14 protein-coding genes are annotated in these 12466 nt (G+C 67.7%); 5 read left to right on the forward strand and 9 right to left on the reverse strand.

Annotated features, from left to right (window positions below):
* Positions 1–27: 27 nt before the first annotated feature.
* The 7 genes from WS46_RS29315 to pobA all read right to left on the reverse strand — a co-directional run bounded on the left by WS46_RS29315 (position 28) and on the right by pobA (position 6946).
* Positions 28–1386, reverse strand: a complete 1359-nt coding sequence (locus WS46_RS29315) for an MFS transporter (RefSeq protein ID WP_059692653.1) — start codon at positions 1384–1386, stop codon at positions 28–30.
* 149 nt (positions 1387–1535) lie between these two features.
* A complete protein-coding gene (gene pcaC, locus WS46_RS29320; RefSeq protein ID WP_059692656.1) occupies positions 1536–1922 on the reverse strand; it encodes a 4-carboxymuconolactone decarboxylase in 387 nt (128 codons plus the stop codon).
* Positions 1923–1932: 10 nt separating this feature from the next.
* Positions 1933–2718: a 3-oxoadipate enol-lactonase gene (pcaD, locus tag WS46_RS29325; RefSeq protein WP_059533583.1), complete on the reverse strand. Its 786-nt coding sequence runs from the start codon at positions 2716–2718 to the stop codon at positions 1933–1935.
* Positions 2718–4091 (reverse strand): 3-carboxy-cis,cis-muconate cycloisomerase, encoded by a 1374-nt coding sequence (locus WS46_RS29330; RefSeq protein WP_059692659.1) that lies wholly within the window; start codon positions 4089–4091, stop codon positions 2718–2720. The genes pcaD and WS46_RS29330 overlap by 1 nt, the downstream gene beginning before the upstream one ends.
* 88 nt (positions 4092–4179) lie before the next feature.
* Positions 4180–4836: a CoA transferase subunit B gene (locus WS46_RS29335; RefSeq protein WP_059692661.1), complete on the reverse strand. Its 657-nt coding sequence runs from the start codon at positions 4834–4836 to the stop codon at positions 4180–4182.
* Between the two features lie 18 nt (positions 4837–4854).
* Positions 4855–5568 carry a 3-oxoacid CoA-transferase subunit A gene (locus WS46_RS29340; RefSeq protein ID WP_059692663.1) on the reverse strand — a complete coding sequence of 238 codons (714 nt, stop codon included), beginning with the start codon at positions 5566–5568 and terminating at the stop codon, positions 4855–4857.
* Between the two features lie 145 nt (positions 5569–5713).
* Entirely contained in the window at positions 5714–6946 is a 1233-nt protein-coding gene (gene pobA, locus WS46_RS29345; protein ID WP_059692666.1) for a 4-hydroxybenzoate 3-monooxygenase, read from the reverse strand.
* Positions 6947–7062: 116 nt separating this feature from the next.
* On the opposite strand from pobA, the gene WS46_RS29350 reads away from it, so the two are divergent.
* The 3 genes from WS46_RS29350 to WS46_RS29360 all read left to right on the forward strand — a co-directional run bounded on the left by WS46_RS29350 (position 7063) and on the right by WS46_RS29360 (position 9523).
* Entirely contained in the window at positions 7063–7989 is a 927-nt protein-coding gene (locus WS46_RS29350) for a LysR family transcriptional regulator (protein ID WP_059692669.1), read from the forward strand.
* 101 nt (positions 7990–8090) lie between these two features.
* Positions 8091–8720, forward strand: coding sequence for a GTP cyclohydrolase I FolE (gene folE, locus WS46_RS29355; protein WP_059692672.1), 630 nt, complete (start codon positions 8091–8093; stop codon positions 8718–8720).
* Positions 8720–9523, forward strand: coding sequence for an SDR family oxidoreductase (locus WS46_RS29360; protein WP_059692675.1), 804 nt, complete (start codon positions 8720–8722; stop codon positions 9521–9523). The genes folE and WS46_RS29360 overlap by 1 nt, the downstream gene beginning before the upstream one ends.
* A gap of 114 nt (positions 9524–9637) precedes the next feature.
* Here WS46_RS29360 and epsC read toward each other — a convergent pair whose 3' ends face one another.
* Together epsC and WS46_RS29370 are read right to left on the reverse strand one after the other, a co-directional pair.
* Positions 9638–10558 (reverse strand): serine O-acetyltransferase EpsC, encoded by a 921-nt coding sequence (epsC, locus tag WS46_RS29365; RefSeq protein ID WP_059533573.1) that lies wholly within the window; start codon positions 10556–10558, stop codon positions 9638–9640.
* Between the two features lie 137 nt (positions 10559–10695).
* A complete protein-coding gene (locus tag WS46_RS29370) occupies positions 10696–10929 on the reverse strand; it encodes a hypothetical protein (RefSeq protein ID WP_011659947.1) in 234 nt (77 codons plus the stop codon).
* 278 nt (positions 10930–11207) lie between these two features.
* Between WS46_RS29370 and WS46_RS29375 the strand changes: the two genes are divergently transcribed.
* Complete coding sequence (locus tag WS46_RS29375; RefSeq protein ID WP_059692678.1) at positions 11208–11618, forward strand: DUF3005 domain-containing protein; 411 nt, start codon at positions 11208–11210, stop codon at positions 11616–11618.
* Between the two features lie 340 nt (positions 11619–11958).
* Positions 11959–12426 (forward strand): universal stress protein, encoded by a 468-nt coding sequence (locus WS46_RS29380; protein ID WP_059533566.1) that lies wholly within the window; start codon positions 11959–11961, stop codon positions 12424–12426.
* Positions 12427–12466: the final 40 nt, after the last annotated feature.

Consider the following 12466-nt stretch of genomic DNA (forward strand, 5'->3'; position numbering starts at 1 on the left):
GGCGCATCGCCCCGGCCTCGATCCCGCTCAATGCCCGAGCGACTCGATCTTGCCGCCCGGCTGCGCGACGCCGTGCGGCCGCGCCCTCTGCTTGATCAGCAACGCAAGGCACGCAAGCAAGCCCGCGACCGCGATCGTCGCGAACACGCCCGCGAACGAGAAGTGCCGGCGCGTCAGTTCGGCGACGAGGAACGACCCGGCGATCCCGCCGAAGCGGCCGACACCGAGCATCCACGCCACGCCCGTGCCGCGCCCTTCGGTCGGATAGAACGCGGCGGCAAGCGCCGGCATCGACGATTGCGCGGTGTTCATCAGCACGCCGGCGATGAACACGACCAGCACGAGCAGCCCGACGTTCCCGGCCGCCTGCCCGATCGCATACACGCTGATCGCGGTCAGCGCGTAGCACACGGCGATCACGCGATTCGCGTTGAAACGGTCCATCAGCACGCCGCACAGCACCGCGCCGACTCCGCCGAGCGGGAACAGCGCGGAAATCAGCGTCGCGCTCTTCGGCGTGAGGCCGGCATCCTTCAGCAGGATCGGCATCCAGTTGATCGACGCGTAGAAGATCACGAGGCCCATGAAGTACGCGAGCCACAGCATCACCGAGCCGACGACGTACGAGCGCGACAGCACGACGCCGATCCCCTTGCTGCCCGTCTGCGGCGCGGATTCGGTCATCGCGAACGAGCCGGCGTTCAGCGCGTCGCGCGAGATCCGCGAAAGCGTCGCGCGGATCCGGTCGATGCTCTGGCCTTGCGCAACCATGAAACGCACCGATTCGGGCATCTTCAGCAGCAACAGCACGCCGAGCAGCAGCGGCGTCACGCCGCCGAGCATCAGCACGCTGCGCCAGCCGAAATGCGGGATCATCCACGCGGCGAGAAAGCCGCCGAACGCGGCGCCCAACGGGAAGCCGCAGAACATCAGGTTGATCACGGTCGCGCGGCGTTTGTCCGGGCAGAACTCGCCCATCATCGTGACCGCGTTCGGCATCGCGGCACCGAGGCCGACGCCGGTGACGAAGCGCAGCACCGTCAGGTGCCCGATGGTCGTCGAGAACGCGGACGCGAAACACGCGGCGCCGAACAGGAACACCGAGCCGAGCAGCAGCGAACGGCGCCCGAGGCGATCGGACAGCGGGCCCGACACGAGCGCGCCGCATGCAAGGCCGAACAGCGCGGCGCTCAGCACGGGTGCAAGATCGGGTTTGGTGAGGTTCCATTCGCCGAGCAGCGACGGCGCGATGAAGCCGATCGCGGCCGTATCGAAGCCGTCGAGCAGCACGATCACGAAACACATCAGGAATACGAGCCACTGGAAGCCGCCGAACGGCTGCTCGTTGATGAAGGTCTGGACATCGACCACGGGTGCGCGATTCATCGCGAGTCTCCTATGTAAACAACGCGACCTGATGGCCGCGTCTTTCCTTGTTTGCGCGCCGATTCGCCGCCGGCGCGTCATGCATCGTCGACACCTGCCGGCAGCGGCAGGCATCGCGATCGGGTCACGTCCGGCGCGAGCCGGCCGTGTTATTCAGCCGCATCCTGTTCCTTGAAGATCTTGTCCGCGAGATGGAACGCGGAGTTCGCGGCCGGCACGCCGCAGTAGATCGCGGTCTGCAGCAGCACTTCCTTGATCTCGTCGCGCGTCACGCCGTTGTTGCGCGCGGCGCGCAGATGCAGCGCGAGTTCCTCGCCGCGGTTCAGCGCGACCATCATCGCGATGGTCAGCAGGCTGCGCGTATGGCGCGGCAGGCCGTCGCGCGTCCAGATCTCGCCCCACGCATAGCGCGTGATCAGGTTCTGGAATTCGTCGGTCACTTCGGTGCGGTTCTGGATCGAGCGGTCGACATGCGCGTCGCCGAGCACCGCGCGCCGCACCTTCATCCCCGCTTCGTAACGTTGCTGGTCGTCCATCGTCGGTGCCTCACGCGGTCAGGAAGTCGAGCAGCGCGCGGTTGAAACCGTCGGTGCACTCGATGTTCGAAATATGCGCGGCGTCGAATTCGACGTGACGCGCGCCGGGAATCGCGGCGGCCAGCGCACGGCCCTGGTCGGGCGGCGTCGACATGTCCTTCGCGCCGGTCACGACGAGCACCGGCAGCGCGATGCCCTTCACTTCCTCGCGCAGGTCGGCCGCGTTCAGCGCGTCGCAGTTCGCCGCGTAACCGTCCTTGTCGGTATGCACGAACGTGTCGCGGATCGCGTCGAACAGGCGCGGCTCGCGATCGACGAACGCGTCGGTGAACCAGCGCGGCAGCACGGCGTCGGCCAGTGCGGCCATCCCTTCCGCACGCGCCTTTTGCGCGCGCGGCGCCCACACTTCGGGCGAGCCGATCTTCGCGGCGGTGTTCGACAGCACGGCGCGCACGATGCGCGACGGGAAGCGCGCGGCGAGCGCGGCGCCGGTCAGGCCGCCCATCGAAATCCCGCAGAAGTACGCGCGATCGATGCCGACGTGGTCGAGCAGGCCGATCACGTCGCCCGCGAGCTGGTCGATCGTGTACGAGCCGGCCGGTGCTTCGGAATGGCCGTGGCCGCGCGTGTCGTAGCGCAGGATGTTGAAGTGCTGCGTGAGCGGGCGAATCTGCGGTGCCCACATCTGCAGGTCGGCGCCGAGCGAGTTCGAGAAGACGAGCCACGGCGCGTCGTCGCGCGCGGCACGGTCGATCCGGTAATGCAGTTTCACGCCGTTGACAGTGGCGAAAGGCATCAGTGTTCTCCTGGTTGTGTCGTGCCCGCGTGCGACGCGAGCACGGCGTCGACGTAGGCCTGCGCCTCGCCGACATAATGTGCGGGATCGAGCAGCCGCGCGAGCGCGTCGCGCGACAGATGGGCGGATACGGTCGGATCGGCGGCGAGCACGTCGAGCAGCGTCGCGCCGGTGCGCACGGCTTCCTTCGACGCATGCTCGACGACATGATGCGCATCGAGCCGGCCGATCCGGTCGCCGAGCGCGAGCATCACGGCTTCGCCGAGGATCAGCCCGTGCGTCAGGTCGAGGTTCGCGGCGAGGCGTCCGGTGTTCACGTCGAGGCCCGCGACGATCTGCGCGATCTGCGCGAGCGCGCCGCCGGTCAGGCGCGCGAGATCGGGCAGCGCATCCCATTCGGCCTGCCAGCCGCCGAGCGCGCGCTCGTGCTCCTGGACCATCCCGGCAAACACGGTCGCGACGAGGTTCGGCGCGCGCACCGCGGCGGTCAGCACGGCCGCGCAGCCGACGGGGTTGCGCTTGTGCGGCATCGTCGACGAGCCGCCCTTGCCGGCAGCCGCCGGTTCGCCAAGCTCGCCGACTTCGGTCTGCATCTGCAGCGACACGTCGCGCGCGATCTTGCCGAGGGTGCCGGTCAGCATCCCGAAGCAAGACGCGGCTTCCGCGATGCGGTCGCGCTGCGTATGCCACGGCACGGCCGGCAGCGCGAGCTTCAGGTCGGCCGCGAGCGCGGCGCTCACGCCGGCCGCCTGCTCGCGCAGGCTCGCCAGCGTGCCGGCGGCGCCGCCGAACTGCAGCACCAGCGCGCGCTCGCGCAATTCGGCGAAGCGCGCGCGATGGCGCAGCAGCGCGTCGAGCCATTGCGCGAATTTCAGGCCGAGCGTGATCGGCAGCGCCTGCTGCAGCCACGTGCGGCCGATCATCGGCGTCGCGCGATGCGTGCGCGCGAGCGTCGCGAGCGACGCGCACGCTTCGTCGAGCAGCGGCTCGAGCACGTCGAGCGTGTCGCGCAGTTGCAGCACGGTCGCGGTATCGATGATGTCCTGGCTCGTCGCGCCCCAGTGCACGAACTTCGCGGCCTCGGGGTCGTCGGCTTTTACCTGGGCGGTGAGCTGCTTGACGAGCGGAATTGCGAGATTGCCGCCGAGCGCCGCGCCGTGCGCGAGTGCGTCGGCGTCGAGCCGGCCGGCGTCGCACGCGCGTTCGATCGGCGCGACCGCGGCGGCGGGAATCACCTGCCGCGCGGCGAGCGCACGCGCGAGCGCGGCCTCGACGTCGAGCATCCGCTGGATCGTCGCGCGCGGCGACCAGATCCGGTTGAGCGGCTCGGTGCCGCAAATGAGGGAGGTCAGGCGGGCGCTGTCTTCGAGCATGGCATCAGAGTGGGGAAACGGCGTGCGCCTATTGTCTACCCAAGCGTGCCGGCGTGCGCGCGATCGCGCGCGCCGGCACGCTTGCCGTTCAGGCCGCGGCCTTGTGCGTCGCGTCGATCAGCGGCACGCCGGTCAGCTTCTGCAGTTCGTCGAACGACAGGTCGGTGAAGATCTCGCTCACCGCGAGGCCGTCCGCCGTCACGTCGAGCACGGCGAGATCGGTATAGATGCGGCTCACGCACTGCACGCCGGTGACCGGATACGAGCACTGCGCGACGATCTTGCTCTCGCCCTGCTTCGTCAGATGTTCCATCATCACGAACACCTGCTTCGCGCCGATCGCGAGGTCCATCGCGCCGCCGACGGCCGGAATCGCGTCGGGCGCGCCCGTATGCCAGTTCGCGAGGTCGCCGTTCGCCGACACCTGGAACGCGCCGAGCACGCAGTAGTCGAGGTGGCCGCCGCGCATCATCGCGAACGAATCCGAGTGGTGGAAATACGCGCCGCCGGTGAGCAGCGTCACGTGCTGCTTGCCGGCGTTGATCAGCTCGTCGTCTTCCTCGCCGGGCGCCGGCGCCGGGCCCATGCCGAGCAGGCCGTTCTCGCTGTGCAGGAAGATTTCCTTGCTCGGATCGAGGTGGTTCGCCACCAGCGTCGGCACGCCGATGCCGAGGTTCACGTACGCGCCTTCGGGGATGTCCTGGGCGACGCGCTTGGCCATTTCATCGCGGGTCAGTCGTTTCATGTCGGGTCTCCTCTGCTGTCAGGCGGCTTGCGATGCACGTTCGGCGGCCAGCTCGGCCGCATGCGCGGCCTGCGGCACTTCGACGACACGCTGCACGAAAATGCCCGGCGTCACGATGTGTTCCGGATTCAACCAGCCGAGCGGCACGACTTCCGACACCTGCACGATCGCGACCTTCGCGGCGCTGGCCATGATCGGCCCGAAGTTGCGCGCGGTCTTGCGATACACGAGGTTGCCCCAGCGATCGCCCTTGTATGCCTTCACCAGCGCGAAATCGGCGTGGATCGGCGTCTCGAACACATACGACTTGCCGTCGATCACGCGCGTTTCCTTGCCTTCGGCCAGCTTCGTGCCGAAGCCCGTCGGCGTGAAGAAGCCGCCGATGCCGGCGCCCGCCGCGCGGATCCGCTCCGCGAGGTTGCCCTGCGGCACGAGCTCCAGCTCGATCTCGCCCGCGCGGTACAGCGCGTCGAACACCTGCGAGTCGCTCTGGCGCGGGAACGAGCAGATGATCTTGCGCACCCGCTTCGCCTTGAGCAGCGCCGCGAGGCCCGTCTCGCCGTTGCCCGCGTTGTTGTTGACGATCGTCAGGCCGCGCGCGCCCTGCTCGATCAGCGCGTCGATCAGCTCGGACGGCATGCCTGCCGTGCCGAAACCGCCGATCATGATGGTCGCGCCGTCGTGGACGTCCGCGACCGCCGATTGAAGCGATTCGAAAATCTTGTTGACCATGTCTCTTCCTGATACGAACCCGCGGCACGATGCGCGGCCTGTCGAGGGGGCACGCGCGTGTCGCGTGCCGCGTCGAAGGCCGTCGTCGACCTTCGGCATTTGTTCGCTAATCGAACCTAGATTCGATTAGCGAACGATGCGCCGATCATAGAGTCGTGCACAGCGCGTTGTCAAGGCGGGATCCCTCGGGGGGTGTCTGGTCGTCGAACGGCAGGCCGACGTAGTTTTCGGCGAGCGACTGCGCGGCGGCCCGCGAGCGCGTCACGTACTTCAGCTCGGCAAACTTCAGGCGATTGACGAACGGCGAGTCCTCCGGCGACGAGTGCAGCATGTTCGTCATGAAGTACGAGAAATGCTCGGCGCGCCACACGCGTTCGAGACAGGTCGCCGAATAGCGCTCGAGCGGCGTCGCGTCGCCGTTGCGGTAGCGCGCGCCGAGCGCGCGGGACAGCGCGCGGACGTCGGCCACCGCGAGGTTCATCCCCTTCGCGCCGGTCGGCGGCACGATGTGCGCGGCGTCGCCCGCGAGGAACAGGCGGCCGTGCTGCATCGTCTCCGACACGAAGCTGCGCATCGGCGTCACGCTCTTCTGCGTGATCCGGCCCTCGGTCGGCGTCCAGCCGGTGTCGTTCGAGAAGCGCGTGTGCAGTTCGTCCCAGATCCGCGCGTCGGACCATTCGGCGAGGTCTTCGTCGGGCTTGCATTGCAGGTAGAGGCGCGTGACCGTCGGCGAGCGCATCGAGAACAGTGCGAAGCCGTTGTCGTGATGCGCGTAGACGAGCTCGTCGAGCGAGGGCGCCGCGTCGGCGAGGATGCCGAGCCAGGCGAACGGGTAGACGCGCTCGAACGTGTTCAGCCGCTCGGCGGGAATGGTCTGCCGCGCGATGCCGTGGAAGCCGTCGCAGCCGGCGATGTAGTCGCAGTCGATGCGGTCCGCGCGGCCGTCCGCGTGCTTGAACGTGACGAACGGGTGCTCGCTTTCGATATCGTGCAGCGCGACATCGCTGACTTCGAAGTGCATCTGGTGCCCATGCGCGTCGCCGGCCGCGATCAGGTCGCGCACGACTTCGTGCTGGCTATAGACGGTGATCGCACGCCCGCCGGTGAGCGCGCTCAGGTCGATGCGATGGCGCTGGCCGGAGAACAGCAGCTCGATGCCGTGATGTTCGAGCCCTTCGCGGCGCATCCGCTCGCCGAGGCCGGCTTCGTTCAGCGTGTCGACGGTGCCCTGCTCCAGCACGCCGGCGCGGATGCGGTTCTCGCAGTATTCGCGCGAACGCGCTTCGACGAGGACGGAATCGACGCCTTGCAGGCGCAGCAGATGGGAAAGCAAAAGGCCGGACGGACCGGCGCCGATGATGGCGACCTGGGTGCGCATTGTTCGTCTCCTGAACATTGGTTCGAATAATGGAACCCATTTGAGCGCTTTCCCGACTATGCGGCAACGCGATTTTGGAGATAAGTTGTATACGTTTCCCGGATACCGGCCTCACGATGGATACGCTCGATCTGAACCTGATTCCCTACCTCGTCGCGCTCGACGACACGCGCAACGTCAGCCGCGCCGGCGACCTGCTCGGCGTCAGCCAGCCGCGCGTGAGCACCGCGCTCGGCCGCCTGCGCGAGTATTTCGGCGATCCGTTGTTCGTGCGCACGTCGCGCGGAATGGAGCCGACGCCGCGCGCGCTCGCGCTGCTGCCGGCCGCACGCGATGCGCTCGCGCAGATCGAGCGCGGCCTCGTCGCGCCGCACGACTTCGATCCGGCGGCAAGCACGCATACGTTCTCGATCGCGCTGTCGGACGTCGGCGAGATCGTGTTCCTGCCGAAGCTGCTGCAGGCGTTCGCGACGCGCGCGCCGCACGCGAACCTGCGCTCGGTCTCGCTCGGACACGACGAAGTCGGCCGCGGCCTCGAAGCCGGCTCGATCGATCTCGCGGTCGGCTACTTCCCCGATCTCGACGGCAACAACTTCTTCCAGCAGCGTCTGTTCACGCACCGGTTCGTCTGCCTGATGCGGCGCGGCCATCCGCTCGAACAGGCGCGCCCGTTCACGGCCGAGCAGTTCCTCGCGTGCGGGCATGCGGTGGTGCGCGCCGAGGGGCGCAGCCAGGAGGTGCTCGAGAAATACCTCGCGAAGCAGCGCATGCACCGCCGTGCGGTGCTCGAGACGCCGCACTTCATGAGCCTGCCGTTCATCCTGAGTCGCACCGACCTGATCGCGACGGTGCCGCATGCGATCGGCTATGCGTATGCGGCCGAACATGCGTTCATCGTGCCGGTCGAGCCGCCGTTGCCGCTGCCGCGCTTCGACCTGAAGCAGCACTGGCATCGCAAGTTCCACAACGATCCGCGCACCGCATGGCTGCGCGGCGTCGTCGCGTCGCTGTTCAACGACGAGCAGGACGAATGGCCGAAGTGACGCGGGGTGTGCGGCAGGCCGCACGCACGACCCGCGAAAGCATGAAACAATGCCCGGATATCCGCGCCGCCGCAGGCGGCCGCATTCGATGGAGCGACTAGATGGGTAAAAAATCCGTGCGGCCCGAGCCGGCCGCATCCCGGCCGAGCCGGAAAGAAGCCGAGGATGCCGTTCGCGTGCTGCTGCGCTGGGCCGGCGACGATCCCGCCCGCGAAGGCCTGCTCGACACGCCGGCACGCGTCGTGCGCGCCTATGAAGAGTTCTTCGCCGGCTACGCGCTGGAGCCGCGCGATATCCTCGCGCGCACGTTCAGCGAAGTCGACGGCTACGACGAAATGATCGTGCTGAAGGACATCCGCTTCGAGAGCTACTGCGAGCACCACATGGTGCCGATCATCGGCCGCGCGCACGTTGCGTATCTGCCGAACCATCGCGTCGTCGGCATCTCGAAGCTCGCGCGCCTCGTCGACGCGTTCGCGAAGCGCCTGCAGATCCAGGAAAAGATGACCGTGCAGATCGCCGACACGCTGTTCGACGTGCTGCAGCCGAAGGGCGTCGGCGTGATCCTCGAAGCCGCGCATCAGTGCATCTCGACGCGCGGCGTGCACAAGCCGGGCGTCGAGATGGTCACGTCGCGCATGCTCGGTACGTTCCGCACCGATCCGTCGACGCGGCGCGAATTCCTGTCGATCGTCGCGAATCCTTCTTCAGTCAACCTGACGAATACGTAATGCAGTCCACGAAGCAAGCGGCAAACGCGCCGGTCGTGCTCGTGACCGGCGCCGCGCGCCGGGCCGGGCGCGCGTTCGCCGAGTATTTCGCCGCGCACGGTTATCGCACCGCGGTCCATTACGACCGCTCCGCCGATGCCGCTCAGGCGGCGGCCCGCGCGATCGCCGAACGCGGGCACGATTCGGTCGCGCTGCAGGCCGACCTGTCGGATGCCGCGCAGATCACCACGCTGATCGACCAGGTATATGCGCGCTTCGGCCGCCTCGACGTGCTGGTCAACAACGCGTCGGTGTTCTGGCAGGACCATTTCCCGAGCTTCGACCTCGCGGCGTTCGACCAGGCGTGGGCCGTCAACTGCCGCGCGCCGATCCTGCTCACGCGCGCATTCTACGAACGGGCCCGCGCGGCCGGCACGCAGGGCGTCGTCGTCAACGTGGTCGACCAGAAGATCAAGGAAAACTTCCACCGCGACCATTTCAGCTACACGGTCGCGAAGGCCGCGCTCGGCAACCTCACGCAGATGCTCGCGCTGTCGTCGTCGCCGGTGCTGCGCGTGAACGCGGTGTTCCCCGGCCTGATGCTGCCGAGCGACGACCAGACGCAGGCCGACTTCGAACACGCGAGCCGCGCATCGACGCCGCTCGCGCGCATCGCCGGCCCCGACGACGTCGCGGGCGCGATCCTGCTGCTGACGGGCAGTGCGTACAACGGCGTGGATTTCGTCGTCGATGCGGGGCAGAACCTGATCCGCGTCGACCAGGACGTGCTGTACAAGCATCGCTCGCCGGCCGGCAAGCACTGACGAACGGCCGGGTCGGCGGCAGCCATGTGCGCCCTTCGCACGCCGGCGCGCGGGTATCGGCATACGCCTTCCCCTGCGCTGCGCGAACGACCGTTACGCCGTTCGCGCGCCGCGTTACGGCTTCTCGGCGCTGCCGCCTTCGCGAACCTTGCCCTGCGCGACGCTCGTGCCGGGCGGCACGCTGTGCGTGAGCCACACGTTCCCGCCGATCACCGAACCGCGCCCGATCGTCACGCGGCCGAGAATCGTCGCGCCCGCGTAGATCACCACGTCGTCCTCGACGATCGGATGCCGCGCATTGCCCTTCACCAGCGCGCCGTCGCCATCGGCCGGGAAGCTCTTCGCGCCGAGCGTGACGGCTTGGTACACGCGCACGCGCTCGCCGATGATCGCGGTTTCGCCGATCACCACGCCGGTGCCGTGGTCGATGAAGAAGCTCGGGCCGATCTGCGCGCCCGGGTGAATGTCGATGCCGGTGGCCGAGTGCGCGATTTCATTGATGAAACGCGCGAGCAGCGGCACACCGAGTTGGTGCAGCGCATGCGCGAGCCGGTGGTGCATCATCGCGAGCACGCCGGGGTAGCACAGCAGGATCTCGGTGATGTGCTGCGCGGCCGGATCGCCCGCGTAGGCAGCCTGGATGTCGCTGACCAGCAGCGCACGAACCGCCGGCAACTGCCGGCCGAACTCGCGCGCGATCTCGAACGCGCGTTCGTCGAGTTCGGCGAACGGCGTGTCCGCATGCTCGGGCAGGAACGGCAGCGCGCGGCGGATCTGTTCGGACAGGATCCGCAGCGTGCTTTCGAGCGTGTGGCCGACGTAGTAGTCGACGCTTTCGTCGGTCAGATCCGGCGCGCCGTAGTGCGTCGGAAACATCGACGCGCGCAGGCCGGTGACGATCTTGCAGATCGCGTCGCGCGACGGCAGCTCGCGGATGCCGCGCGGATGTCGCGTGCGATGAAGTTCCTCGCGCGATTCGCGCAAGCCGGCAACGATTTCTTCGAGGCCCCACTGACGGGCGGGTGATGTCGACATATGCCAATGCAGGCGGCCGCGCTCGATCGCACGGCCGCTAATAAAGTGACGGGTTCCAGAAGATTACCGCGTTTTCGTCCGGCAGCGGCACGCCCGGGGATCGGCCGGACGGCCGATGCCGCCATCGCGCGACGGCGTCAGATCGTAATACTGCTCGCATCGATCCAGCGCACGGCCCAGTCGCGCGCGTGCGCGATCGCGTCGCCTTCGTCGTTGAACTGGAGCTCGGTCGGAAAAAAACGGTTCGCGACGAGTTCCCCGTCGCTCGATCGGGAGATCACGACGTAGGGTTTGAACGAGCCGTCGCTGGCGCGCGCGGGCGCGCAATTCAACAGATAACCGCGGTGCGTGAAGGCAGTAGTCGCTTGCATGAATCCGCCACCTCTAGTCCCTTGATTTGTTGTTCACTACCCGTCTTAAGGGTGCTGCGGCGCCCCGGTGCGGGCAGAGGCGGCGAGACCGCTTCCCCTGTCGCCGCTTCGCAGGAAATGAATCATACTCTGTAGAAAACGGGTCTTCTAGCTGAAATAAATCATGACAAATCAGCGCGCGCGGCACGACGGCGGCGACCGTCCGCGCGCCGTTTTCCCGTCTTGCCCGGAACGGGATTTGCTTCGATCCGGAGCGCTTCGCCGCCAGGAGAGCCGTGATGGAAACGACAGCTCCAGCCCGCGCCGCGCGTCCGCGCAGCATCGAACTCGACAACGACGACACGCACGACAGCACCGTCGACACCGACGGCAAGAATCGCGAGGCCGCGCGTCTCGCGAGCGGCCGCGCCTTCTCGCCCGACCAGATCACGCACAGCAACGCGTCGCTCGTCAATGCGATGCCCGAGGCCGGCGACGGCTTCGCCGGCTTCGACAGCCGGCCGGGCGGCAATCATCCGGCGTTCGCGCTGCGTGCCGGCTACATGGTGATCGAGAAGGGGTTCGACGCGCCGTCGCACGCGGACGACGCGCTGTACGGCCCGGTTCACCGGATGTACGGCAGCGCTTACTGGCCCGGCCATGGACGCCGGCCGGAACGGGTGATCGAAATCACGCCGGTGCCGCGGTGACGCGCGCGGCGTTTGAATCGACCGTTCGTTTGGCGGGTCGGTGCGCGGCCGATGACCGATGGCGGCGGAGCGACGCGCGCGTTCGCGCGCTGGTCCTCCGAATCGGCGCTGGAATCGATATCGGCGCCGGGTTCGCGTTCGACACTCGGGTTTCGCGACGTCGATGCATCGGCGTTGATCGAAGTCACGTGATCGCGACACGGATGATATTCAATGCACACTCGCGACGACCGGCACGTCGCTGCAAAGTCCCTGCCGTTGGTTTACCCTGCCTCGCAGCGACGCACGGCCTGCTCGGCCGTTCCGCCGACTTCCGTTCAACCCGCCACCTGGAGACACCATGTACAAGCGCATTCTGGTTGCCATCGACGGCAGCGACACGGCCCGCCACGCGTTCGATGCCGCCCTCGCGCTCGCGAAGGAGCACGGCGCCGAACTGCAACCGTTCTACGTCGTCGAAAACGCCGCGATCTACTACAACGTGCCGGGCTACGATCCGTCCGTCCTGCGCGACCAGCTCATCGCGCAAGGCAATGCGCTCGCGGCGGAGTTCAAGAAGCTGATGCAGGCGGCCGGCGTGAAGGGCGAGACGGTGACGAGCGAGGCGTCGTCCCTCAACGACGTGTCGACGCTGATCCTCGACGGTGCGAAAGCGTTCGGCGCCGACCTCCTCGTGCTCGGCACGCACGGCCGCCGCGGGTTCCGTCGCCTCGTGCTCGGCAGCATCGCCGAACAGTGCGTGCGGCATGCGACGCTGCCCGTGCTGCTGATCCCGGCCGCCGCGCATACGGACGATCAGGAAGGCTGAGCGGTGTCGGCATGCGTGCATGCCGATGCGATGCCCGCGA

Source organism: Burkholderia sp. RF4-BP95, assembly GCF_001521985.1.
Taxonomy (GTDB): Bacteria; Pseudomonadota; Gammaproteobacteria; order Burkholderiales; family Burkholderiaceae; genus Burkholderia; species Burkholderia diffusa.